The sequence below is a fragment of the Leisingera sp. ANG-Vp genome (assembly GCF_000813725.1).
Lineage (GTDB): Bacteria > Pseudomonadota > Alphaproteobacteria > Rhodobacterales > Rhodobacteraceae > Leisingera.
Genome location: NZ_JWLD01000008.1, coordinates 1 through 23,393, shown reverse-complemented (window position 1 = coordinate 23,393; position 23,393 = coordinate 1). Strand labels below are relative to the sequence as shown.

At 62.7% G+C, this 23,393-nt stretch carries 21 protein-coding genes and 1 riboswitch; of the genes, 7 read left to right on the top strand and 14 right to left on the bottom strand.

Annotated elements, in window-relative coordinates:
* Positions 1–7: 7 nt before the first annotated feature.
* Positions 8–1,192: a hypothetical protein gene (locus RA20_RS03775; protein ID WP_039124785.1), complete on the bottom strand. Its 1,185-nt coding sequence runs from the start codon at positions 1,190–1,192 to the stop codon at positions 8–10.
* Positions 1,193–1,448: 256 nt separating this feature from the next.
* Between RA20_RS03775 and RA20_RS03770 the strand changes: the two genes are divergently transcribed.
* Positions 1,449–1,748, top strand: coding sequence for a hypothetical protein (locus tag RA20_RS03770; RefSeq protein WP_039125006.1), 300 nt, complete (start codon positions 1,449–1,451; stop codon positions 1,746–1,748).
* Positions 1,736–3,340 carry a methyl-accepting chemotaxis protein gene (locus RA20_RS26330; RefSeq protein ID WP_039124782.1) on the top strand — a complete coding sequence of 535 codons (1,605 nt, stop codon included), beginning with the start codon at positions 1,736–1,738 and terminating at the stop codon, positions 3,338–3,340. Before RA20_RS03770 ends, RA20_RS26330 begins: the two co-directional genes overlap by 13 nt.
* Positions 3,341–3,435: 95 nt before the next feature.
* Here the strand turns inward: RA20_RS26330 and rpsA are convergent, their stop codons facing one another.
* The 3 genes from rpsA to RA20_RS03750 form a co-directional block, all read right to left on the bottom strand.
* The gene (gene rpsA / locus RA20_RS03760) at positions 3,436–5,115 is read right to left on the bottom strand and encodes a 30S ribosomal protein S1 (RefSeq protein WP_039124780.1); all 1,680 of its coding nucleotides are present in this window, start codon (positions 5,113–5,115) and stop codon (positions 3,436–3,438) included.
* 270 nt (positions 5,116–5,385) lie between these two features.
* Positions 5,386–5,898, bottom strand: a complete 513-nt coding sequence (locus tag RA20_RS03755) for a hypothetical protein (protein ID WP_039124779.1) — start codon at positions 5,896–5,898, stop codon at positions 5,386–5,388.
* 198 nt (positions 5,899–6,096) lie between these two features.
* Entirely contained in the window at positions 6,097–6,738 is a 642-nt protein-coding gene (locus tag RA20_RS03750) for an NAD(P)H-dependent oxidoreductase (protein WP_039124777.1), read from the bottom strand.
* 123 nt (positions 6,739–6,861) lie between these two features.
* Between RA20_RS03750 and RA20_RS03745 the strand changes: the two genes are divergently transcribed.
* On the top strand, positions 6,862–7,242 hold the full coding sequence (locus RA20_RS03745) for a winged helix-turn-helix transcriptional regulator (protein ID WP_039124775.1): 381 nt from the start codon (positions 6,862–6,864) through the stop codon (positions 7,240–7,242).
* A 7-nt stretch (positions 7,243–7,249) separates the two neighbouring features.
* Here RA20_RS03745 and RA20_RS03740 read toward each other — a convergent pair whose 3' ends face one another.
* From RA20_RS03740 to RA20_RS03730, 3 genes are all read right to left on the bottom strand, one after another.
* Positions 7,250–7,519: a DUF6525 family protein gene (locus RA20_RS03740; protein ID WP_039124773.1), complete on the bottom strand. Its 270-nt coding sequence runs from the start codon at positions 7,517–7,519 to the stop codon at positions 7,250–7,252.
* Positions 7,512–8,714: a GTP-binding protein gene (locus RA20_RS03735; RefSeq protein ID WP_039124771.1), complete on the bottom strand. Its 1,203-nt coding sequence runs from the start codon at positions 8,712–8,714 to the stop codon at positions 7,512–7,514. The genes RA20_RS03740 and RA20_RS03735 overlap by 8 nt, the downstream gene beginning before the upstream one ends.
* 185 nt (positions 8,715–8,899) lie before the next feature.
* The gene (locus RA20_RS03730; RefSeq protein ID WP_039124769.1) at positions 8,900–9,772 is read right to left on the bottom strand and encodes a LysR family transcriptional regulator; all 873 of its coding nucleotides are present in this window, start codon (positions 9,770–9,772) and stop codon (positions 8,900–8,902) included.
* A gap of 125 nt (positions 9,773–9,897) precedes the next feature.
* On the opposite strand from RA20_RS03730, the gene RA20_RS03725 reads away from it, so the two are divergent.
* Positions 9,898–11,364, top strand: coding sequence for a sulfatase-like hydrolase/transferase (locus RA20_RS03725; protein WP_039124767.1), 1,467 nt, complete (start codon positions 9,898–9,900; stop codon positions 11,362–11,364).
* Between the two features lie 53 nt (positions 11,365–11,417).
* Positions 11,418–11,810: a hypothetical protein gene (locus tag RA20_RS03720; protein WP_039124765.1), complete on the top strand. Its 393-nt coding sequence runs from the start codon at positions 11,418–11,420 to the stop codon at positions 11,808–11,810.
* Between the two features lie 10 nt (positions 11,811–11,820).
* Here the strand turns inward: RA20_RS03720 and RA20_RS03715 are convergent, their stop codons facing one another.
* From RA20_RS03715 to RA20_RS03685, 7 genes are all read right to left on the bottom strand, one after another.
* Positions 11,821–15,018, bottom strand: coding sequence for a 2Fe-2S iron-sulfur cluster-binding protein (locus RA20_RS03715; protein ID WP_039124764.1), 3,198 nt, complete (start codon positions 15,016–15,018; stop codon positions 11,821–11,823).
* A gap of 16 nt (positions 15,019–15,034) precedes the next feature.
* Positions 15,035–15,487, bottom strand: a complete 453-nt coding sequence (locus RA20_RS03710) for a MarR family winged helix-turn-helix transcriptional regulator (RefSeq protein ID WP_039124762.1) — start codon at positions 15,485–15,487, stop codon at positions 15,035–15,037.
* A 68-nt stretch (positions 15,488–15,555) separates the two neighbouring features.
* Entirely contained in the window at positions 15,556–16,569 is a 1,014-nt protein-coding gene (locus RA20_RS03705; RefSeq protein ID WP_039124760.1) for a FecCD family ABC transporter permease, read from the bottom strand.
* A gap of 1 nt (position 16,570) precedes the next feature.
* Positions 16,571–17,515, bottom strand: coding sequence for an ABC transporter substrate-binding protein (locus RA20_RS03700; RefSeq protein ID WP_039124758.1), 945 nt, complete (start codon positions 17,513–17,515; stop codon positions 16,571–16,573).
* A gap of 16 nt (positions 17,516–17,531) precedes the next feature.
* On the bottom strand, positions 17,532–18,320 hold the full coding sequence (locus tag RA20_RS03695; protein ID WP_039124757.1) for an ABC transporter ATP-binding protein: 789 nt from the start codon (positions 18,318–18,320) through the stop codon (positions 17,532–17,534).
* Entirely contained in the window at positions 18,317–18,673 is a 357-nt protein-coding gene (locus RA20_RS03690) for a DUF1636 family protein (protein ID WP_039124755.1), read from the bottom strand. The genes RA20_RS03695 and RA20_RS03690 overlap by 4 nt, the downstream gene beginning before the upstream one ends.
* A gap of 102 nt (positions 18,674–18,775) precedes the next feature.
* Positions 18,776–18,992, bottom strand: a riboswitch (cobalamin riboswitch).
* A 39-nt stretch (positions 18,993–19,031) separates the two neighbouring features.
* Positions 19,032–19,688, bottom strand: a complete 657-nt coding sequence (locus RA20_RS03685; protein ID WP_039124753.1) for a GntR family transcriptional regulator — start codon at positions 19,686–19,688, stop codon at positions 19,032–19,034.
* A gap of 180 nt (positions 19,689–19,868) precedes the next feature.
* On the opposite strand from RA20_RS03685, the gene RA20_RS03680 reads away from it, so the two are divergent.
* The gene (locus RA20_RS03680) at positions 19,869–21,311 is read left to right on the top strand and encodes an NCS1 family nucleobase:cation symporter-1 (protein ID WP_039124751.1); all 1,443 of its coding nucleotides are present in this window, start codon (positions 19,869–19,871) and stop codon (positions 21,309–21,311) included.
* Between the two features lie 370 nt (positions 21,312–21,681).
* A partial coding sequence (locus RA20_RS24530) for a LamG-like jellyroll fold domain-containing protein (protein ID WP_342586143.1) occupies positions 21,682–23,393 on the top strand: 1,712 nt, incomplete at its 3' end.

Genomic DNA, 23,393 nt, shown 5'->3' with positions numbered 1-23,393 from the left:
TGGCCGGTCAGGTAAGTTCCTTGGACACCGCCGTGAAGCCTTGCTCGATGGCCGAGGCGGCCTTGACCAGGTTCTCCCCGCCCGACGCGATGCTGGTCACCGCGGTCGACAGGCCCAGGCTGCCAATCCAGATCGCCCATTTGGTCCAGACCGGATCCTTGTGGCGCAGCGCATCCACTGCTTTTTGCGCGTCATCGCGGAACTTCTCGGCCGGCTTGATGGAGACGTGATAGGCCTCGATGCTCTTGATCAGTTTGGCGGTCTCTTTGCGGGTGGCCTCCATGGCGGCAAACAGCCCATCGAGCTTCTTGCTCTTGTAGCCGCGGTCCTTGGCCATCTTGCCGAGCTTCTTCTCGATCTCCTTGTCGAGCTTGCTCTGCTTATCCAGGAGCTTGTTCAGCTCCTTGCCAAGACCAGCGATCTCCAGATCGATGTTCTTAAGCTTGGCCTTGTAGGTCTCCAGATGCTTGTCGACCCGGTTGAAGCCGGCGGTTTCGATCATCAGAAAGTCGGCGAGGAATTCCTTGCCGATCTCCTTGGCTTTCACCTTGGCTTTGGACTGTTTCTCATAAGCCGTGACCAGTTCCTTCAGCGCTTTTTCCAGCTGCCCGTGGACCTTGACGATGTCCGAGGTCACCTTTTGCACCGCGCGGGCGACTGAGACGATGCTTTGGGCAATGCCGTAGATGCTGGCGGCAATGGAGACGCCGCCCGTCACCGCGCCTGCTGCCAGCGAGGCGGTGGAGCCGATGGCTGCGGCACTGCCCAGCACAATCGCGCCGACCACCTTGATGCGGTATTTCTTGCGGTCCTTGTTGGCCTGTTTCCACTTGTCGAAATGCTTGTTCGTGACCTGCTCGATCGACTTCTGGTACTTGGCAAAGATCTTCTGGATGTCGGCGTCCAGCTCTTTGCACTCCTTATCGGAGAGCGGCATCACCGAGCCGAGATCATTGGCCTGGCTCACACGCAGGCTGCATTCGTTCACCAGCTTTTTGTATTCCTTGGTGGCGTCGTCATAGAGCTTGGCGACGAAACGCGCGTCGGTATCCAGCTCTTTGGCAGCGCTCTTGTCGACCTCGACGGTGGCAGTAAAGTTCATGTTTCCGAGCTGCACGAACTTGGGTTTCACCTTCTTGGTGACCTCGTTTTTCACGTCCGCCTTGATGATGGTGAGTTTCTCGGTCGCCATAATGCTCTCTCTTTTTGCCTGTCGCGGTTTGCCGGCGGGCTGAAACGGGTACTGAAATGCGGCATCCGGGGACGCCGGGAAACTGAAATAACGGGGCCAGCCCTGTGGAGGATACTTTAGCGGATGCGGCTTCGAAAGGAAGGGGGAGGTTATGCAGCCTTTTCCCAAACCCGGTCCCAGCCGGAGGCAGCTGGTCTGCTGCGTAAGGTTTTCACAAGACTTCCTTGCTACCCCGTCTATTGACGAGAGGATGTCCATGCCGAACTTTTTCCTGTTTCTCGCTGCCGCGGCCGCAGTTGTCTGTGCGCCCGCATTTGTGCTGCTGGCACAAACGCCGCCAGAGGCCGGGGAAATTGCTTTGGTGGTCGGCGCGCCCTGGGGCCCGGCTGCGGCCGACGTCGCCGCGCGTGCCGGAGTGCAGGAAATCGCACCGGGCCGGGCGCCACTGGGCGTTCTGGTGCAACTGGATAACCCTCAAAGCACAGACCGGCTTTACCGTCAGGGTGCGTGGCTGGTTCTCAACGGAAGAAAGGTTCTAGAGCTATGCGCAAATTGATTGGGGTCCGGCAACAGAGCAGCGGGAGTCTCACTGGCGCCACCGAACGGCGGATTCAGCAGGTGTCCAGCTGGATCCTGATGCCGCTCCCGGCCCTTGCGTCCTATTTCCTGAATGACACCGGCATCTGGTGGCTGCTAGCCGGACTAAGCCTGATCCTGGGCGGGCTTGCGTTCATCTCGCAGAAACTGGCGGACTCAACCCGCGACTACTTGCTGAGTTTCTGCTTTGTCGGGCACTGCATTCTGTTTGCGGCCTCTCTCAGCGGGCATCCCTGGCAGCTGGACGCCCATATGCTGTTCTTCGCCGCGCTTGCCATTGTATCGACGCTGTCCAACCCCCGGGCCCTGATCTTTGCAACAGTGCTGGTTGCCCTGCACCACCTGTCCTTCAGCCTTCTGCTGCCCAGCCTGGTCTATCCCGGCGGCAGCCTGACCGAGAATCTGCAGCGCACAATCCTGCATGCGGCCATTGTTTTGCTGGAAACGGGCGTTCTGCTGCTCAGCCAACGCAAGAGCCTGGCTGCGGATGCCGAGTTGAAACTGCAGCAGCAGGCAGCCAGGGATCAGGCCGAAGCCGCCGAACAGGCTGAAGCCAGAGCAACCCAAAGCCGGAAAGATGCCGAACGGGTGGTCGAAGTGCTGGGAGAGCATCTGGGTGAGCTGGCGGACGGCAGGCTCGACTGCCGCATAGAAGACACCTTCCCCGCTGAATACGAACGCCTGCACGTGAATTTCAACTCAACGGTCCAGACGCTGAAAGGCACCATCGATCAGGTGCTGGGCGCCACCGGCAGTATCAGCAACGGCGCAACAGAAATCAGCCGCGCCTCCGACGATCTGTCGAACCGCACCGAAAGCCAGGCGGCAACGCTGGAGGAAACCGCTGCTGCACTGGAGCAACTGACTGCTTCGGTCAAATCCGCGGCTGATGGCGCCAAAAGTGTCGAGAGCACGATGGATGAGGCGCGGCAGGAAGCCCAGAACAGCGGTGAGATCGTAAAGGAGGCGGTGTCGGCGATGAGCGCAATCGAGGATTCCTCCTCTCAGATCGCACGTATCATCAGCGTTATCGATGACATCGCCTTTCAGACCAACCTGCTGGCCCTGAATGCCGGCGTCGAGGCTGCCCGTGCCGGGGAGGCCGGCAAGGGTTTTGCAGTGGTGGCGTCGGAAGTGCGGGCGCTCGCGCAGCGCTCAGCCGATGCGGCGACAGAAATCAAAAACCTGATCGGCGAAAGTTCGCAGCATGTGGAGCATGGTGTCGAACTGGTCGGCCAGGCCGGCGAGGCCATCCAGACCATCGTCGAACGGGTGAACCACATATCCGGGCTTGTCTCCAATATCGCCGAGGGTGCGATGGAGCAGGCAACAGGGCTGAGCGAGATCAACACCGGGGTCAGCCAACTGGACAGTGTCACCCAGCAAAACGCGGCAATGGTGGAAGAAGCCACTGCAGCAGGCCATATGCTGCAGTCCGATGCCCAGCGCCTGGCCGAACTGATGGCCCGGTTTGAAACCGGCAGCAACTCCACAGCCCCCGCGCCAGCTGCATTTTCGGCTCATGGAGACGGGTTTCAGGGCGCGGCCTGAGGGGCGCCCGCCGCCGCAGCGCTGGAAGGCGAAAACGAAAAAGCCCCGCAGTTTCCTGCGGGGCTTTCTGTTTTCTGCCGTGAGGCCGGGGACGATTAGTCGCCCGACTTCAGTGCGGCGCCCAGGATGTCGCCCAGCGATGCGCCGGAGTCCGAGGAGCCGTACTGTTCCACTGCTTCTTTCTCTTCCGCGATCTCGCGCGCCTTGATGGACAGGCCCAGGCGGCGGGTCTTGGAGTCGACGTTGGTGACGCGCACGTCGACCTTGTCGCCAACCGAGAAACGCTCGGGGCGCTGGTCGGCACGGTCGCGGGACAGGTCGGAGCGGCGGATGAAGGACTTCATGCCTTCGTATTCCACTTCGATGCCGCCGTCTTCGATGGCGGTAACTTCGACGGTCACGATCGAGCCGCGCTTCACGCCGCCAACCGCTTCGGCGAACTTGTCGCCGCCCAGAGCTTTGATCGACAGCGAGATACGCTCTTTGTCGACGTCCACTTCGGAGACAACGGCCGAAACCATGTCGCCTTTGCGGTAGTTCTGGATCGCGTCTTCACCGCGCTCGTCCCAGCTGAGGTCGGACAGGTGAACCATGCCGTCGATGTCGCCGTCCAGGCCAATGAACAGACCGAATTCGGTGATGTTCTTGACTTCGCCTTCGACCTGAGTGCCCTCGGGGTTGTTCTCGGAGAACACTTCCCACGGGTTGCGCATGGTCTGCTTGAGGCCCAGGGACACGCGGCGCTTGGCACCGTCGATTTCCAGAACCATGACGTCGACTTCCTGGGAAGTGGAGACGATTTTGCCCGGGTGGACGTTTTTCTTGGTCCAGGACATTTCGGAGACGTGGACCAGACCTTCGACACCCGGCTCCAGCTCAACAAATGCACCGTAATCGGTGATGTTGGTGACGCGGCCCTTGTGCACGGAGGACAGCGGGTACTTGGCGCCAACCAGATCCCACGGATCTTCCTGCAGCTGTTTCATGCCGAGGGAGATGCGGTGGGTCTCTTTGTTGATCTTGATGACCTGAACCTTGACGGTTTCGCCGATCGACAGGATCTCGGAGGGGTGGTTCACACGGCGCCATGCCATGTCGGTGACGTGCAGCAGGCCGTCAACGCCGCCCAGGTCAACAAACGCACCGTATTCGGTGATGTTCTTGACAACACCGTCGACTGCCTGGCCTTCGGACAGGTTGCCGATGACTTCGGCGCGCTGCTCGGCGCGGGACTCTTCGAGGATCGCACGGCGCGACACCACGATGTTGCCGCGGCGGCGGTCCATCTTCAGGATCTGGAACGGCTGCTTCAGACCCATCAGCGGGCCCGCGTCGCGCACGGGGCGGACGTCAACCTGCGAGCCGGGCAGGAAGGCAACAGCGCCGCCCAGGTCGACGGTGAAGCCGCCTTTGACGCGGCCGAAGATCGCGCCTTCGACGCGCTGATCGTCTGCGTAGGCTTTTTCCAGGCGGTCCCAGGCTTCCTCGCGGCGGGCCATCTCGCGGGAGATGACGGCTTCGCCACGGGCGTTTTCTGCTGCGCGCAGGTAAACCTCGACTTCGTCGCCAACTGCGATTTCGGGCGCTTCGCCGGGGTTTGCGAATTCTTTCAGATCAACGCGGCCTTCCATTTTGTAGCCGACGTCGATGATGGCCTGGCCGGCTTCGATTGCCAGCACTTTGCCTTTGACAACCGAACCTTCGTCCGGGGTGTCCATTTCGAAGCTTTCGTTCAGGAGGGCTTCGAATTCCTCCATCGATGTTGTTTGAGCCATGAGGTCTCAGGTTTCCTTTACTAAGTGTTTTCTGGCCGGGCGGTTGTCTCCGCCGGTCTTGGTTTCGCCCTACAGAACGTGGCCCGGAGCACATCTGATCAAACAAACACAAAGGGCCGAGGTGTACCCCAGCCCTGCTCAGATATGCCGCCCGGACGTTGACCGCCCTTGTATTGACAGCGCGCGTATAGGCGGATTCCCCGGTGCGCGCAAGGGGAAAGCCCTGCAGGGCAAGGGGACGCGCAATTGCGCTAACAGGCCCGGCAGCGCCTATCCGGCACCTGGGCTGCTTCCGGCCTTGCCCGGGCCGCTGTATTCCTCTTGCAGCAGGACGACGCCAACCAGCACGTAGTCAGCGCTGCCCTGCTCCCCCCGCAGCGGAAGGTAAATTTCGGAGGTGCTTTGATAGTCCGGCAGCGGCCCGGTATATGGCAGCGACACCAGCAGCGGGCGCGGATTGGCCGCAACTTCGCAAAAACAGCTCCACATCATCGACCCGGGCCCGAAACCGGCATGATCGGACAGCCGGGTTCCGACATATTTGTTCCGCAAGGTGTTGCTGGTTCTTGTGCGCGCATAAAGCGCCTTGAAATCAGCTGGCGCCCCGGTTTCGGAGCGTTCGATTTCGTAGATGGACAGGACATCCAGAGCGATTTGCGTATTGGGCAGCCCGAAGTCCGTCAGCTTTGGGAAACGGCTGTCCTCCAAGGCGCTGTGCCAGGAGAAGAAGAGGCTCTTCAGCTCCGGCTGCAGTTCTCCTGCGGCGAAGTCGGATGTATACATCGCTTAAACCGTTCCCGGCAAATCCGCTCCAATCTGCAGCCTCCAAACAGCCGCCGAAGCCGAGCCTAACAAAGCACCTTCTGGTTAATGTAGCCTGAAATCAGAGGATTAAAGGTTTTACCTTCGATAGTTCCGCGTTCGCGGCCAGGACGGGCGGCCCAGGCGGGCAGCAAATTCCGCTGCCCGCCCCCTTTGAGCTCAGGCGATTTCGGTCACAATGGTCCCGCGGGGTTTGCGGACCTTTTTCATCGGCAGCAGCCAGTCGCCTTCCTCGGCGCGGTAGCCCAGCGGCAGCAGCAGGACCGAGCGCAAGCCTTTGTCCTTGAGACCCAGGATTTCGTCGACCTTTTCAGGCTCGAAGCCTTCCATTGGGGTGCTGTCTACTTCCAGCTCGGCGGCTGCAGCCAGCGCAAAGCCCAGCGCGATATAGGCCTGACGGGCGGCGTGATCGTGGTTGGTGCGTTCCTCGCGCGGCAGGTAGGCCGCCTTGAGGTTCTCGTAATACTGGTTCAGCAGCGGGATTTCGCCGCGTTCCTCGGTCATCTGGCGGGTCACAGCATTGATCCGGTCTTCCGAGTAGTTGTCCCAGGCGGCTAAGACGATGAGATGCGAGCCGTCGGTGATCTGCGCCTGGTCCCAGGCATGCGGGCGGATCTGCGCGCGAATCTCCGGGTTGGTGATCACAAACAGCTCAAACGGCTGGGTGCCGGAGGAGGTCGGTGCCATGCGGATCGCCTCGATAATCTGGTCGACCTTTTCCTGCGGAACGGCCTTGGCCGGGTCCATCTTCTTGGTCGCATAACGCCAGTTCAGCTTTTCGATCAGGGTGCTTTTGCTCATGTTTCCGGTCCTTTCGGGAAGCGCCTGCAGGCTGGTATAAATTTGTAACCGGCTATATAGACGGCACTGGAAGGGGCACAAGAAGGCACAAATTTTAGCCCCGGTCACACAGAGGGAACCGCCATGGCCGAAGCTGCGCATTGCCCGGATTGCAGGGGCATCAACGAGGTGCTGTCGCGGGTTGGCGACCGCTGGAGCGTGCTGGTGGTGATTTCGCTGTCGCAATACGGGGTGCTGCGGTTCAACGAGCTGAAACGCAACCTGGGAATTTCGCAGCGGATGCTGAGCCTGACCCTGCGCGGGCTGGAGCGCGACGGGCTGGTCAGCCGAACCTATTACCCGACCATCCCGCCCAAGGTCGAATACGCGCTGACACCGCTGGGTGAGTCTTTCCGTGAGCCTGTGAAGGCGCTGGGATTATGGGCGCTGGAGCATCTGCCTCAGATCGACGCCGCCCGCGCAGAGTATGATGCCGCCGGTGAGGCGGAACAGAAATCCGCCTGAGGCCCAGTCATCTGCGGAATTCCCAAACTCCGGCATCGCGCCGCAGCATAGCCTGTTCAGCGGCATCCAGCCGTGCAGCAGCCTCAGCAGGATTGCGGCTGCCGCCTGCCTTGCTCCAGAGCCTGAGCGCCGACGCCGGGCTCCAGGGCAGGCAGGCCGACGCCAGCCACTGCCGCAGGGGCGGCGGCAGGGCATCATAGGCCTGCATCGGGTTCCCGGCCCGGCGCCGCCGTTTCAGACGCGAGTTCAGGTTGCGGCGTGCCCTGCGGTCAGCCATTCCGGCGCCAGCTTGGGAACGGGTCCTCGAGCGATGCCCAGGCCGGGTCAAAGCCGCCTGCGGTTTCCGGCATCAGGCAGGCATCCAGGCGCGCGGCGGTTGCCGCCTCATCCAGGCCGGAGCCGATGAAAACCAGTTCCTGGCGCCGGTCGCCCCAGGTTTCATCCCAGTTCTGCAGGAACTCGCGCCGGGCTTCCGGGTGGCTGGGCCAGCGCTCGGTTGGCACTGCCGCCCACCACAGGCCCAGCGGGCGGACCGAGGAGATGGCGCCGGCAAGGGAAAACTCAGCGGCCCATTCAGGGCGGGTGGCCATCCAGAAATGGCCCTTGGCGCGGATCACGCCCGGCAGATCGCCGTTCAGCAGCGCATGGATTTTGGCTGGATCAAAGGGACGCTTGGCGCGGTAGACAAAGGAGGAGATGCCATATTCTTCGGTCTCGGGCACATGGTGCTCGAACCCGTACAGCTCCTTGGCCCACAGGGGATGCTCATGGGCGCGGTCAAAGTCGAACCGGCCTGTGTCGAAGATGCGGTCGCCATCCACCTCGGAGTAATCCGCATGGATCACTTCGGCATCCGGGTTCAGCGACTTGATGACCAGCATCGCGGCTTCGGTCTTGGCCGGTCCGGCTTCACTCACCTTGTTCAGGATGATGACATTGGAAAATTCGATCTGGTCGGTGAGAAGGTTGACCAGGGTGCGGTCGTCCTCCTCGCCCAGGCTTTCGCCGCGGTCGCTGAGGAAATCGTGGCTGGAGAAGTCCTGCAGCAGGTTCACCGCATCGACCACGGTGACCATAGTGTCGAGGCGGGCAACATCCGAGAGGCTCTCGCCGTCCGCATCGCGGAAATCAAAAGTCGCCGCCACCGGCAGCGGCTCGGCGATGCCGGTGCTTTCGATCAGAAGGTAGTCGAACCGGCCCTCGGCAGCGAGGCGTCTTACCTCCTGCAGCAGGTCGTCGCGAAGGGTGCAGCAGATGCAGCCATTGGTCATTTCCACCAGTTTTTCGTCCTGGCGCGACAGTTCGGTTTCACCGCGCACCAGATCGGCGTCGATGTTTACTTCGCTCATGTCGTTGACGATGACCGCCACCCGGCGGCCCGCGCGGTTGTTCAGCACGTGGTTCAGAAGGGTGGTCTTGCCGGCGCCAAGAAAGCCCGACAGCACCGTGACCGGCAGCCTGTTGTCCGTCATGCGAATCTCCGATTATGTTATATCATAACATTCTCTTTAACGGAGATAGCAGCCGGCCTGCACGTCTGCAAGATGGAAACCGGGCAAGCGCCGTCTGTCACCGCGCAATGCCTGTGGCCGGCCTTAGAATTTTGAGTATTTTTACAAAGAAGAAGGTACGGTTCCTGTGCATCTCCTCAAACCCTTCATGGCGCCGAGCCAGCGGCGCAACTTCCGGTCTGAGTGTCGGCCGCCGCCGCGGAAATCCAATCGCAAAAAACCTCGGCCGCCGCACCGGGGCGGTTTTTCAACTGGAGCCAATAGGCCCTTTTAGGCGCCGAAACGCCGGCATCCATTGCAACGAGCCGTCCGGATTGCACCTCCTCGCGGACCAGGAAAGAGGGGCACAGGGTCCAGCCGAGGCCATCTGCAGCGAGGCTGACCGCAGCGTGCACGCTGTCCACTTCGAGGATTTGACGGGCCTTGGAGGCCGTAAAGCGCGGGGTCTTGAGCCATTCTTCGAACAGGCTTTCCTGGCCGCTGATACGGATCACCGGCTTCGGGCCCTCCTCGGGGCAGCTTGGTGCGTGAACCGCAGCGATTTCGCAGTGCATGATGGCCTTGGCGGGCGCCGGCTGCACCGGGCCGCCCAGGAATATCTCGGCATCCGGGTCGTAGCCGTGCCTCTCGGGACGCCAGAGGGCAGTTCGGGTCTCCACCTGGATGTCAGGATGGAGAGCATGGAACCGCGGCATGTTGGGGATCAGCCAGCGCAGGGCGAAACTGGCGTTGCAGAGGATGCGCAGACGGCTGCTCTGCGGTTGCTGGTAGCGTTTCAGGGCGTTGCTGATCTGCTCCAGCCCGGGGGACACATCGCTGTAAAGCTGTGCGCCGGAGGCGGTGAGCGACATGCCGCGCGGCTCGCGGGTGAACAGCTGCAGTTTCAGGTGGGTTTCCAGCGCCTGCATCTGCTGGCTGAGCGCCGCCTGGGTCAGCCCGACCTCCTGCGCGGCCAATGTCATATTGCCGAGCCGGGCAACAGCTTCGAAATTGTGCAGCCACTTCAGAGGTGTCGTCATGCCTTGCCATAAATTTTCTTATCAAGAGATGGAAAATTTATCTATTGGATTGCCGCGCGGATTTCCACAACTGTGTGGCCTGGCTGCCTGGCCATTGCGGCACAGGCGGCGTTAGGGAGGATCCGATGAGCGAGCAGCCGAATTTCCTGGTCATAATTTCCGACGAGCACCGCAAGGATGCGATGGGCTGCGCGGGCCATCCGATTGTGAAGACGCCGAATCTGGATGCGCTGGCGGCGCGGGGCACGATGTTCACCTCGGCCTATACGCCTTCGCCGATGTGCGTGCCGACCCGGGCAGCGCTGGCCACCGGCAATTGGGTGCACAAGACCGGCCATTGGGACAGTGCCACGCCCTATGCCGGGAAGCCGCAGAGCTGGATGCATGCGCTGCGGGAGGCGGGCCGCGAGGTGGTGTCGATCGGCAAGCTGCATTTCCGCTCAAGCGAGAATGACAACGGGTTCTCCGAAGAGATCGTGCCGATGCATGTGGTGGGCGGCGTCGGCTGGGCGATCGGCCTGCTGCGGGAAAACCCGCCGCCTTATGACTCGGCGGCAGAACTGGCCGGCGATGTCGGCACTGGCTCCAGCACCTATACCGATTATGACCTGGCGATCACCGATGCAGCGGAGGCCTGGCTTGCCGATCCCAAGCGGCAGGAGCAGCCTTGGGCCGCGTTTGTTTCGCTGGTCAGCCCGCATTACCCGCTCACCTGCCCGGAGGAGTGGTACAGCATGTACGACCCGGCAGACATGGACTTGCCGGTAGGCTATGGCGAAGGGCTGCCGGACCACGAGGAGCTGCGCAACATAGCAGAGTTCTTCAACTACGATGATTACTTCGACGAGCAGAAGATGCGCGAGGCCAAGGCAGCGTATTACGGGCTGACATCTTTTATGGATGATTGCATGGGCCGGGTGATCAAGGCTCTGGAGGCCAGCGGCCAGCTGGAAAACACGGTGATCCTTTATGTTTCGGACCATGGCGACATGATGGGAGACCAGGGGTTCTGGACCAAACAGGTGATGTATGAGGCCAGCGCCGGGGTGCCGATGATTGCCGCGGGCCCGGGCGTGCCGGCGGGCGCAATTGTGGCAACCTGCACAAATCTGACCGATATCGCCGCCACTGCGCGCGAGGTTTGCGGTGTGGCACAGGAGACGGGCCTGCCGGGCGTCTCGCTGCGTTCAATCGCCAGTGCACCCTACGACGCGGCCCGTACCGGGTTCAGCGAGTATCACGACGGCGGCTCGAAAACCGGCGCCTTCATGGTGCGCTGGAGCAAGTGGAAATACGTCTACTACGCCGGGATGCAGCCGCAGCTGTTCGATCTGGAGGCGGATCCGCATGAGCAAATGAACCGGGCCATGGACGGGGTGAATGATCCGGAGATCAATGCTGCCCTGGCTGAGGGCGAGCGGCGGCTGCAGGCGATCTGCGATCCTGAAGCGGCAAATGCACGTGCCTTTGCGGATCAGCGCCGCAGGATTGAGGAATTGGGCGGCGAGGACGCTTGCCGCACCGCTTATGTGTTCAATCACACGCCCACCCCGTCAGAGCAGGACAAGATGCGCGAAGGATCTCCGCTGTAGCCCTTGCCGCCTCCCCTGCCCTTGCCTAGGGTTCCGGCAGGAGGGCCGCGCGCATGACTTTGGAAGAGGCAATCGCCACCCAGCCGCAATGGGTGCAGATCTGGCTGAACCTGCTGTTTTTCGGCGGTTTCGTTCTGCCGCTGGCACTGCTGATCTGGAAGCCCAGCCGGATTGCGGGAGCGGCGACCGTGGCCGTCAGCATTGCCGCCGCCGGCGGGGTCTACTGGATTTACGGCCAGCTCGGGTATGTACGGCTCCTGGGGCTGCCGCATGTGCTGCTGTGGACTCCGCTGGTCATCTGGCTTTGGCGCCAGCGTCAGCGCACGGATATGCCCGCCCTGCCCCGGCACATCATTCTGGCGGTTAGCGCAGTGCTTTCTGTTTCGCTCGCCTTTGATTATGCCGACGTTGCCCGCTATCTGCTGGGCGAGCGGCAGCCGTTCTAAGCAGCTGCCGCTACAAATCGATCTCCAGCACGCCGTCCGGCTCCAAGGCACGGGACTGGCACAGGATAATGGCATCCTCGCGCTGCTTGTTGGAGAGCACAAAGTCCCGGTGCTCAGCCTCCCCCGAAATCAGCCCGCATTTGCACACGCCGCAGATGCCGTCGGAGCATTTTACATCCACATGAAAGCCCTGCTCCAGCAGCACATCGGCTGCCGTCTTCTCAGCCGGAACAACAATCTCGCGTCCAGAGCTTGCCAGCTTCAGCGTGAAGGCGTGGTTCTCGTATTCCGGCTGCTCAGGGACTGAGAAATACTCCATATGGCAGCTCTCTTCCGGAAAGCCGTTGCCGCGCGCAGTATCGAGCACTGCCTGCATATAGGCGTCCGGCCCGCAGGTGTAGACTTGGCTGCCCGGAACGTACCGCAGCACTTCCTTCAGGTCAGCACGGGTGCCCTGATCGGAAAAATGCAGATGCACTTTATCAACCCATGGAACTCCCTTCAGATCCTCAAGGAACCCCCCATTTGACATTTTCGAACAGGAATAGCGGAATTCGAAATCTCGGCCCAAAGCATGCAGCCGGTGCGCCATGGCGATCATCGGCGTCACCCCGATACCGCCGCCCATGAGGTAGGATTTGCCGGCATCCTCAACCAGCGGGAAGTGATTGATGGGTTTTGAGATGAACACCATCCGCCCCTCTTCGAAGATCCGGTGCATGAGTTTCGATCCGCCGCGGCCCTCGTCCTCGCGCAGCACCGCGATCTGGTATTTGGAGGGGTCCGCCGGGTCGCCGGACAGCGAGTACTGACGGAGGAACTCCGGAGCCACCACCACATCGATGTGCGCACCCGCTGTGGCCGGAGGCAAAGCCGCACCGTCCGGCAGCGAGAACTCATACTTGGTGACGCTGTCCGTCATGTGCTCCACCTTCGACAGGCGCACCCGCATCACCGGCGCTTCGCCCTGATCGGCGGTATAGACATGCTCCGGCGGCAAGCCTGCGGCACGGCGTCGTTTGTGCTCCTGGGCCGTGATCAAATTCTGATAGGCCGCAATTCCGGCCTCCCGGTCCATCGGCGCAGGCCAGGCGTAGGGCGGCGGCGCCAGCGGTGCGGGATAGACCGCCAGCGTTTGGTCCTCGAACTTCAGGTCCAGATCCTTGGAGAGCTTGCGCTCATTCACCGGATGGCGGGTGGGGTCATAGGGGCCCTCGTCCTCCATCTCGAGATCCCACCACCATTTCTTGACCTTGTTGACCTCGCCGTTACCCAGCGCGTCATCGAGTTTTGCCAGCGCCTTGGCGCTGCCCGGCACATTCATGGCAGCCCAGCGGAACGGTGCCTCGGCAAACAGCCCTTCCAGGTTCCAGGGGCAGGTTTTCATGCAGCGGCCGCACATGGCGCCGCCGGGTGTGCTGACCCGGTAGGTGGTGCATTTCTGGCTGTCGGATTTCCAGATCTCGTAACCGTTGAACATCAGCTTGGGCCCGGCGGTGATGGCACCTGACGGGCATTCGCGGGCGCATTTGTTGCAGGCTTCACAGAACCGCTGCAGGCCAAAGTCCACAGGCAGATCATGGGTCATCGGCAGGTTGGTGGTGACCGCGCCGGACTTCAGCCGGGGGCCAAGGAACGGGTTCAGGATCACCTCGCCGATGCGGGAGACCTCGCCCAGGCCCGAGAGCAGCAGCAGCGGCGGCTGCAGCACCTCGCCATCCATCACTGAATGCACCCGGGCGGTATAGCCGAGGTTGCGGATCTGCTGCGCGATGACCCCGCCCAGCAGCGAGAACCGCAGGTAGGCGCGCATCGACTGGGCGCAGGCGATCCAGTCGTCGCCCGAGGCACCCTCCATGGTTTCGTGACCCTGGTCGATGATCATGCTGATGGCGTTTTCGTGGTACGGGGCCAGCGGCGCACCCGCTGCGTCGTGCGAGTAATAGGCCCAGTCCGGGCAGCGCGAGATGCCCACCGCATCGCAACCAAGGAAATAGGCGGCGGCCTTGATGCTGGCAGCATTGCGGGCGGCGTCCGCGGCGGAAGGGTCGATCTGTGGCGCGGCCTGCCCGTCCTGCAGCAGGACAAAGGCCGCCAGCGACGAGCGGAAGGCAAAGGCAGAGGAAGACTTGCGGACGTAGTTGCCATTCCTGGCAGCCTCTTGCGGTCCCTTGCCCATGTCGCCGAACAGCGCACGGGCGAACATGTCGGTGCGCTTGGGCACGCGGGCGACGTTTGCCTCGTCGATATAGGTCGTTGGATCTGACACGCGCTTGAGCGTTTCAAACGGGTGCGGCCCGTCCTTGAAGGCGCGTTTAGCATAGGGGTCGCGGCTGCCGGCGCTTTTGGCGTGGGCACCGAGGCCGAAGCGGTACTTGAGCCCCGGTATTTGGCCCGGCACCAGCGGTTGATCCGGTGCCAGCTCCAGCGTGGTGGTAATTGCGGCGATGCCGAAGCGGCTGCCCAGGAAGGGATTGGTCAGCACGCCGTTTTCATAAGTGGCAAGCCCTGCCTGAACCGCCAGCCGGCCCAGGTGCACGTCGGTAGCGGCGCCGGTGTGGGCACGGGCTTCCCAGCCCAGCAGGCGGATGTAATTGGCAAGCGTCACCACTGTTTCCGCAGCCCGCAAGCAGGCACGCTGGTCTTGCGCATCATGCAGCCAGTCCGTGCCTTCCTCCCCTGCCCCGGGGTCACGCGGGAATTCGTAGATGAAGACCAGGGCGTGCGGGTGATGGCGGCAGCTGACCGGCGGCGCCTTCATCGCCTCGCGCAAGGAAGCCAGCACCACGTCGATGCCCGAGGCAAAGGTCTGGGTCTGCTTCGAGCGCAGAGTTTCGGCCAGCGTGTCCACATCCGGGTTGACCAGCGGCTCTTCCAGCCAGGCGGCTTGCGGCACAGCACAGGCGCCCGCCAGCGAGGCATCGCAGTAGTAGCCGAAGGCCTTCAGGTGGTCAGCCCGCTCTTGCGGGCAGGCTGGGATGGCAGCGCATTCCTTCTTCACCAGCCCTTCACGGGTGGCATCCAGCATCGCCTGATAGTCGCGCATGGCGTTGACAATCGACAGCGGCGCTTCGGGGCGGCGGAAGGAGATTTGCTGCAGCGGCGGGATGGAGTCCAGACCCGCAGGCACAGCCTGGCGTGCAAGGGTTTCCAGAGGGTACGGTCCCAGATGCACCGGCCGGTTTCGGTAGGAAAACAGTTTGCCCATGGTCTTTCCTTGCAAGTTACAGCTTGGGAACGGTGCGCGGTTCGTCCTGCATCAGCTTGGCGGCAGTGCGGCGCAGTTCCTGCAGCTCTGTCTCTGCCAGTTTGGCTTCGAAATACGCCGCGTTTTCCTGCGCGATCGGCAGGACCGCGTCCAAGGCGGTTTGCCCCTGGGCGGTCAGTTCCACCCGGATCGAGCGCCCGTCCCCTGTGCCGCTGCTGCGGAGGATGAAGCCGCGTTCCTCCATCAGCCGGAGGGTGCGGGAAGTGGCGGTCCGGTCGATGCCGATGAACGCAGCAATCTCTGAGGGTGTATGCAGCCCTTCCAGGCCTGCGGCCAGAAGCACGCACCACATCGGCCGGGTGAGGCCGTAGCCGGCGATGCGCTGTTCGAAGCGGCGTTCGATCACCCGGGCCAGCATGGTGATCTGATAGCCCAGGGAGTTGTGAAGGCGGAAACGGGACTCGGTCATAGTAATTGACAGTGTCAATTATATTGCCGCGAAATGCCAGCCCTGATTTTCAAGGGCCGGATTGCCGGTCAGCGGCCGTGTTTACGGGTTCCCAGCAGCAGCAGAAAGACGAAGGCAGAGCCGACGGAGGTTGTCACGATGCCCACCGGCAGCTCTTGCGGGGCGAGCAGGAGGCGGGAGAGGATATCGGAGCCGGTGAGCAGGATAGCACCGGTCAGGGCGGCCAGCGGCAGCAGGCGGCGGTGCAGAGGCCCGGCCAGGCCGCGGGCGATATGGGGCACCATCAGGCCGACAAAGCCGATGACGCCTGCAACCGAGACAAAGGCAGCGGTGGACAGCGCAGCGACCAGGAACATGCGGAAGCGCATGGATTTCACCGGCACGCCGAGGCTGGCGGCGGTGATGTCGCCTGCCAGCAGCGCATCCAGCCAGCGGCTGCGCCACAGCGCATAGGCCAGGATCAGGCCAAGGCCTGCGGCGACCAGCGGCAGGGTCTCCCACCGGGCTAGCCCCAGCCCGCCCAGCATCCAGAAGATCACTGAATGGGCGGCGCGGTTGTCGCCGGAGAAGATCAGGTAGTTGGTGATGGCTGCAAACAGGAAAGAGACGGCAAGCCCTGCCAGGATCAGTTTCTCGGGGGCGCTGGTCTGCAGCGCCTGAACCAGCGCGAGCACGATGCCCGAGGCCACCAGCCCGCCGCAGAAGGCGGCCAGCGGCAGGGTCCAGATCCCCAGCACATCGCCAGTAACGGTGATGACCAGCACCGCTCCGGCAGCAGCGCCGGAGGACAGGCCGAACAGGAACGGATCGGCCAGGTCGTTGCGGGTGGTGGTCTGCAGCACCACGCCGACCAGCCCCAGCCCGGCGCCGATCAGCGCCGCAAACAGCGCCCTCGGCAAACGCAGATCGAAGATGATCCGGTGCATCGGTTCGGGCTCGGCAGCGCTGAACCCCAGGCCTGAGACGATTGCGGTGAAGACTTCGGAGACCGGAACATCCGTGGTGCCGTAAAGCACCGACAGCAGAAGGAGGGCGGCCAGAACGGCCGCCCCCAGTATCAGCGAAAGGCCGAAACGGCCCATATCAGAACAGGTCCGGGTGCATGGCCTGGGCGATCTTTTCGATTGCAGCAATGTTTGCCGGCCCAGGAGTCAGCTCTTCATAGCGCAGGCCGACCCAGCGGGCGTTCTTGACCGCGTCGGTATGGGCCATCACCGGGTGCTCCTGCAGGAACTTGAAGGTGTCCTCGGCGCCGTTGCCGTTCTGGTAGTCCAGCAGCACCAGGAATTCGGGGTTGGCGGCGGCAACCGCTTCCCAGGAGGTGCGCCCCCAGCTGGTGTCGAGCTCATGGGTGACGCTTTCGCCGCCCGCGGCTGCGATCATTGCATCCGGGATTGCGAATTTGCCTGCGGTGAAGGGCGCATCAGCCGGGCCGTCCAGCAGGAAGACGCGGGGCTTGTGCTGATCCGCGGTCTTGGCTTCGATGGCGGCCAGCTGCTCCTGCCAGCCGGAGACCAGGGCCTCGGCCTTGTCCTCGACATGCATCACCTGGCCCAGACGCAGCACGTCGCCGAACAGCAGGTCCATGGAGGCCGCCGGGCGTTCCTTGTCCAAGTGCACGCAGCTTTCGGTCAGCACCATGGTCTTGATGCCGAAAGGCTCCAGCGTGTCCGGGGTCACCTCGCCGCCGGGCTTCATGCCGTAGTACCAGCCGGCAAAGAACAGGTCGGGCGAGGCCGCAACCAGGTTCTCCACGGTCGGGTACTTGGGGGCCAGTTCCGGAATATCGCCGCGGGCGTCATCGAACGCGGCGCTGGTCTTGTACCAGCCGGTGATGCCTGTCAGGCCAACCATTTTGTCCTGCAGCCCCAGGGCAAAGGCCATTTCGGACATGTTGATGTCATGCACCACCAGGCGTTCCGGTGCGGCATCGAACTCCAGCGGTGCGCCGCAGTTGTCGACCGTCACCCCGGCAGCAGCGCCGGTGGCCAGGCTGGCTGCAACGGCAGCCGTCCAGATCAGTTTCATTTCACGTCTCCATCAGTCAGAATTGAATTTGGGATTTCCGGATATCGAGGGCGGGGATCATCCGCCCTTCATGAGGCAAGCGCAGGTAGCTGACACCAAAGGTGTCCTGCACGCTTTCAGGTGTCAGCACCTCGGCAGCCGGCCCAAAGGCGGTGAGGCGGGTGGCCTTCATCAGCGCCGCATGGGTGGCGAACTCGGGGATCATCACCAGATCATGCACCACCATCACCACGGTGACCCCCAGCGAGGCGACCAGCGACAGCATCCGCCCCTTTGCGTCCGGATCCAGGTGGTTGGTCGGCTCATCCAGCACCAGAAGGGCAGGCTCCTGCGCCAGAGCGCGGGCAATATGAGCGCGCTGGCGCTCGCCGCCGGAGAGCTGGGCCATTGGCTTGCCGGCCTTATGCGCCAGGCCGGTGAGATCGAGAATGCGGGCCAGCGCCGTGGCATCCTGCTCAGCCGGGCGCGTCCGGGCCAGCGGCATCTGCCCCAGCGCCACGTAGTCGCGCAAGAGCAGCCGCCCGTCGGGTGCGGACTGCTGGCTGACGATGGCGATCATCCGGGCACGTTCCCCGGCCTTCATCTGCCGCAGGCTTTGCCCGCCGACCAGCACATCGCCAAGCGCCAGCGGCTCGATCCCGGACAGGAGGTTCAACAATGTTGACTTGCCTGCTCCGTTGGGACCGGCGATGGCAAGAACAGCGCCCTTGTCCAGATCGAAGGAGACATCGCTTACCAGGGCGTCGCCGTTCAGCGCGTAATATTCCAGGCCGCGCACGCTGAGGAAAGGCTGCGAAGCGGTCATGGCGCGGCCTCCGCCTTGATCCTCGGCAGCCGGGCCAGGGTCTTGTCATAAAGCTGCGCCGGGCGTTCGCTGGCATTGGTCCAGCCGGTCTCGCTTGCCAGGTACTGGTGCGCAAAGCGGGCCAGTGCTTCGGTGTCCGCCGGGGACTGGATGCCGCCAAAGAGGTATTGGGCTTTGCCCTCAGCCTGAAAGCCCACCGTCACCGGCTGGCCGCAACCGGCCATGCAATCAACAGCCCGCAGCGCAAAGCGCCCGGGGATGCGGTCCGAGAGGGCTGCGCGCAGCCGACTGGCTTCAGCCGCTCCTTTGCAGGTGGCGCAGATCAGAATCGTGTGGTCACAAAACTCCAGCATGATCCGCCTCGCACATTTGCGCGCGCGGAGAGAAGCTGCCAGTCATGACGGCACAGGAAACACGTGCCATAGAAGCCTCCTTCCAGGACGCCCCGCCCCGGGTTGGTTGAACATCTGATGGCAGGTCTCCTGACTCGCGGGTCGAGGCTTTGCTGCGCCTTCCCGCCCTTCTGTGGGGCAGTGGCTTGTGGCAGCATTGCTCTCCGCACACAGTTGCGGGGGCAGTCACGGAATTGGCGCCTGATGGCTACACCTCACCGTGTTCCCTTTTCATCCCCCCGGAGTGGCCCCGGGGAAAACCATCACCGCCTTGTAAAAGCCCCGTCTCTGCTGTGTCAAGCGCGGGAAACGGCTGGCCTCAGGCCACACCCCACCAGCGCAGGGTTTGCTCGCAATGGTATCGGATCGCTGCAGCTGCGGCGCTGGCATCCCGGTTTTCCAGGGCGCCGATCACGGCCAGGTGCTCTTCCATGGCGGAGACGATGCGGACCTGCAGGAAGGGGCGTGCGTTCTGAATGATCGCGATACGCATCCGGTTGGCGTTGTAAGCCGCAGAGAGCTGGGCGTTTTCCAGCCCCGCTGCCAGGAAGTCATGCAGCGACAGATCGACTTGAATGGCCTGCGGCGGCAGATCGCTGCCTGCATTTGCGCGGGCGGCCTCCAGCATCTGCTGGTGACGCTCCTTCAGAGCGTCCAGACCGTCATAGCGGCCATCCGAAACCCGGCGCCGCGCGCCCTCCTGATCCAGCACCATGCGGAAATCGAGACAGTCGCGGATGATGTCCGGGCTTGCCTCCATCACCTGGATGCCACGCTTCGGCAATGTGATCAAAAGGCCCTGGGAACTGGCCTGTTTCACGGCCTCGCGCACCGCAGCCAGGGGGTAGTCCAGCAGCGTCACCAGCTGCGGCATCGACAGGAACTGCCCGGCCCGCAGCGTCCCGCTGCGCAGGGCAGCCCATAGCGCATCCTGGGCCCGGTCCGCCAAAAGCTGAACATCCTGCGCCTTGCTCATTGCCTGCTCTCCCGCTGTCATTTCCCGCACTTGCCTTAAGGTGCTATCTGAAATTCTTTATAGTCTATTTTATAGAATACTTCGTAACATGTTAGGTGCAAGCTCAATTTCGGCACAGTTTGGCGGCCCGCCCGCAGCAGGCCCCGCAAATGCCATCCAAGGGGCTCTAGGGAGGAAGTTATGACCGCAACTGATGAAATGCATGTGCATCACGGGGGGACAATGGACCCTGAGGGCAATGCGCTGAACCCCGTCGGCAGCGACGAGAAAACATGGGGATGGTTCGCCATCTTCAATATCTGGGCCAATGACGTGCAGTCGCTGTTCGGCTATTCGCTGGTGGCATCGCTGTTCATCTCCTACGGCGTTGGCGGCTGGACCGCCTTTGCCGCGCTGATCGCGGCCGGGCTGTTCGTGATGTGGATGGTGAACCTGTCCGGCGCTGCAGGCGAGAAATACGGCATCCCCTACCCTGTTCTGGCCCGCGCCAGCCTGGGCACGGAAGGCGCCAAGCTGCCCGCAGTGCTGCGGGCCACGGTCGCGGTGTTCTGGTACGGGGTGCAGGTCTATTTCGCCTCCACCGCGCTGGCCCTCCTGATCCGCTCGGTCACCGGCCTCAGCGGCGGCACCGAGATCCTCGGCCTCACCGGCATCGACTGGCTGTCCTTTGTCATCGTCTGGGGGTTTCACATCGTGATCTTCTGGCGCGGCATGGGCTGGGTGGAGACCTTCCTGAACATTGCCGGCCCCTTCGTCTATCTGGTGATGATCGGCCTGGTCGTGGTGCTGTGGCAGCGCTCTGACGGGCAGCTGCTTGAGGCCACCGCCACCATTTTTGCCAACCCCGAAGGCACGGTCTGGACCGAAATCAAAGGCTTCGTCGCCATTGTCGGCACCATGGTGGCCTATTTTGCAGCGGTCATGATCAACTTCAGCGACTTCTCGCGCTATGCCAAAGACAAGCCCGCGATGGTCCTGGGCAACCTGGCCGGGCTGCCATTCAACATGATCCTGTTTTCGGCGTTGGCGCTGCTGACCACCGGCGGCGCGGCCGTGGTCTTTGGCGAAGAGATCATCAACCCGACCGAGATCGTCGAGCGCACCGACAGCGTAGTGCTGGGCATCATCGCGGCAATCACCTTCTTTGCCGCCACCGTCGGCATCAACCTTGTGGCCAACTTCATCCCCGCGGTGAACGGCATCGCCAGCCTGGCTCCGGAAAAGATCAGCTTCCGCAAGGCCGGCCTGATCACGTCGCTCTTTGCCCTGGTGATCGGCGGCTTCTGGAACAGCTTCATCAGCCAGTTCGGCATCAGCGGCTTTGTCAACACGCTGGGCGCAACCTTGGCGCCGGTCTTTGGCATCATGATCGTGGATTACTATCTGCTGCGCAAAGAACAGCTGAACGAGAATGACCTCTACAATATGGAGAGCGGCATCTACCATTACAATAACGGCTGGCACGGGGCAGCGGTGAAAGCCTTCGGTCTGGCAGCAGTGTTCTCGGTCGCAACCGTCTGGGTGCCATGGCTCGGCTTCCTGTCCGGCTACAGCTGGGTGATCGGCGCCGTGCTGGGCGGTGCGATCTATCACTCTCTGGCCAAAGGGCAGATCAAAACCTGACGGGATCCCGTCATCCGAAACCAAAAAATCCGGGCCGGTGGAAGCTATGCTTCACCGGCCTTTTTTGCGCACTCCTGCGGGGGCAAATCCCCCCGCCATTGTTTCGCCTCAGGATCGTGCGCCATGCGGCGCAAACCGGCACAATCCAACCGGCTGCGCCCGGATTTTGCCGCAATGCCGACACATTCACGCTGATGCTGCGCCGGCCGCGCCCGGGCATTAACCGTAAATTCAGCTCCTTACAGAGGGGCGGGCAAGATCTTGCTTACCCGGCGGAAAGGCTTGGATTGCCCAAGTCTGGCCACGATAGACTCGTGCCTGAGCAGTAACTTTTACAAGAACAAAAGCCATAGCAAGGAGGACCCTAAGCGTGGCAGCCACATCATTCCCGGAGCCGGTATTTTCGCAGTTGAATTCCCGGCAGTTTACAGGTGCCCAGGAAGACCTCCTCAACCTTGATCACTCAAACACCCTTGCGCTCCGGTCGGGCACGGTTTCGATGAGTTTTTCGCTGGACCGCCTGCCAGGGGAAGTGGCGCTGGTGTCCAAGGATGGCAGCGGCGCCGGCGAGGGCGACTTCACGCTCTGGGTCAAGGACGGCACCCTGGTGGCCACCCAGTCCGGCGGCGGCGAGACCGAATACCTGAAAGTCCCGGACCTGGTGCTGTCGGCCAATACCACCTACCATATCTCGCTGACTTTCGGCCGGGACGGGCTGATGATCTGGCTTGACGGCGCGCTGGTTGCAGCCGAGCCGCAGTTCAAGCAGGGCATCCAGGACAACACCAATGCGCTGGTCATCGGCGGCTCCCGCGCCTGGCGCAGCGACCAGGAGGATGAGGCCCATTCGCTGTTCAAAGGCACCATCAGCGACATCCGCATCTTTGACCGCCAGCTCGGCGAAAACAGCCAGATCGAGCTGGCCCGGGCCTCGGAGGCCGGGCTGAAGGACAGTGTCAGGATGCAGGACGCAATGGCCGACCTGGCGCCGGCCTTCGGCCAGCTGCACGGCGCCAGCGACACTTTCCTGGAGATCCTGGAAGACTACGGCGTCAGCCATCACGGCCATCTGGACCGCAGCCTCAAGATGATGATCCGCAACGGCGGCGACGATACGGTCGACGGCTCGGCCCTGGACGAGGGCATCGACGGCGGCCTTGGCGACGACCGGCTCGACGGCAAGGGCGGCCATGACGTGCTGCAGGGCAATTACGGCAACGACAGCCTGCTGGGCGGCTTCGGCGCCGATGTGCTGGATGGCGGCCACGGCGAGGACACGCTGATCGGCGGCAGCGGCAACGACCTGCTGATCAGCCGCGCCGACGGCCGCGAGGGCGCCATCGCCTATGACCCCGACCGCGACGAGGGCGACCCGCTGAACGAGCTGACAAACGGCAAGCTCTACCCCAACCAGCCGGTGCCGGCGGACGACCTTCTGGTCGGCGGGCGGGGCGCAGATATCTTTTATTTCCAGACCCTTATCAACGCCAAGAAGCGTTATATCGAGAAGCACACCCGCGATGACGGCAGCATCAACTGGCACGGGGTTGCCGGCGAGAACGACAAGCTGCACGACCATTGGGTCGATGTCCTGGGCAATGATGTGATCAAGGACTTCAGCCGCGCCGAGGGCGACCGCATCGTGATCGAGGGCCACACCACCGAGATCGCCTCGATCACCTATGGCGACCGGAACCGCGACGGGGTGATGGATCATTCGGTGATCGAGCTGTATTCCGACCAGGGCCGCAACGGCGGCGCCCACAACGGCGACCGGCTGGGCAGCATCACGGTCTATGGCGATCTGGTGAAGCTCTCCGACATCGAGCACACCGCTGCCCCGGCCTATGGCATCGTCCAGAGCGTCTCCGACCTGCAAGAAGCAATCCGCCCCAAGGCCGTCTCCGAAGACACCGGGCCAATCAGAATACCAGGGGCAATCCTCCAGGATGCCGCAGATTTTGCCATTCCCGGCGTCCGGGCTCCGGTGCTGGCCCTGCCTGGCCAGCATGTGCTCTCAGGCGCCGAGGGCGACTATCTGAATGCAGGCCATCAGGACGCGCTTGCGCTCCGGTCGGGCAC

Coding starts and splice junctions, on each gene's coding strand:
- RA20_RS03775 (WP_039124785.1), bottom strand. CDS start 1,192: ATGGCGACCGAGAAACTCACCATCATCAAGGCGGACGTGAAAAACGAG.
- RA20_RS03770 (WP_039125006.1), top strand. CDS start 1,449: ATGCCGAACTTTTTCCTGTTTCTCGCTGCCGCGGCCGCAGTTGTCTGT.
- RA20_RS26330 (WP_039124782.1), top strand. CDS start 1,736: ATGCGCAAATTGATTGGGGTCCGGCAACAGAGCAGCGGGAGTCTCACT.
- rpsA (WP_039124780.1), bottom strand. CDS start 5,115: ATGGCTCAAACAACATCGATGGAGGAATTCGAAGCCCTCCTGAACGAA.
- RA20_RS03755 (WP_039124779.1), bottom strand. CDS start 5,898: ATGTATACATCCGACTTCGCCGCAGGAGAACTGCAGCCGGAGCTGAAG.
- RA20_RS03750 (WP_039124777.1), bottom strand. CDS start 6,738: ATGAGCAAAAGCACCCTGATCGAAAAGCTGAACTGGCGTTATGCGACC.
- RA20_RS03745 (WP_039124775.1), top strand. CDS start 6,862: ATGGCCGAAGCTGCGCATTGCCCGGATTGCAGGGGCATCAACGAGGTG.
- RA20_RS03740 (WP_039124773.1), bottom strand. CDS start 7,519: ATGGCTGACCGCAGGGCACGCCGCAACCTGAACTCGCGTCTGAAACGG.
- RA20_RS03735 (WP_039124771.1), bottom strand. CDS start 8,714: ATGACGGACAACAGGCTGCCGGTCACGGTGCTGTCGGGCTTTCTTGGC.
- RA20_RS03730 (WP_039124769.1), bottom strand. CDS start 9,772: ATGACGACACCTCTGAAGTGGCTGCACAATTTCGAAGCTGTTGCCCGG.
- RA20_RS03725 (WP_039124767.1), top strand. CDS start 9,898: ATGAGCGAGCAGCCGAATTTCCTGGTCATAATTTCCGACGAGCACCGC.
- RA20_RS03720 (WP_039124765.1), top strand. CDS start 11,418: ATGACTTTGGAAGAGGCAATCGCCACCCAGCCGCAATGGGTGCAGATC.
- RA20_RS03715 (WP_039124764.1), bottom strand. CDS start 15,018: ATGGGCAAACTGTTTTCCTACCGAAACCGGCCGGTGCATCTGGGACCG.
- RA20_RS03710 (WP_039124762.1), bottom strand. CDS start 15,487: ATGACCGAGTCCCGTTTCCGCCTTCACAACTCCCTGGGCTATCAGATC.
- RA20_RS03705 (WP_039124760.1), bottom strand. CDS start 16,569: ATGGGCCGTTTCGGCCTTTCGCTGATACTGGGGGCGGCCGTTCTGGCC.
- RA20_RS03700 (WP_039124758.1), bottom strand. CDS start 17,515: ATGAAACTGATCTGGACGGCTGCCGTTGCAGCCAGCCTGGCCACCGGC.
- RA20_RS03695 (WP_039124757.1), bottom strand. CDS start 18,320: ATGACCGCTTCGCAGCCTTTCCTCAGCGTGCGCGGCCTGGAATATTAC.
- RA20_RS03690 (WP_039124755.1), bottom strand. CDS start 18,673: ATGCTGGAGTTTTGTGACCACACGATTCTGATCTGCGCCACCTGCAAA.
- RA20_RS03685 (WP_039124753.1), bottom strand. CDS start 19,688: ATGAGCAAGGCGCAGGATGTTCAGCTTTTGGCGGACCGGGCCCAGGAT.
- RA20_RS03680 (WP_039124751.1), top strand. CDS start 19,869: ATGACCGCAACTGATGAAATGCATGTGCATCACGGGGGGACAATGGAC.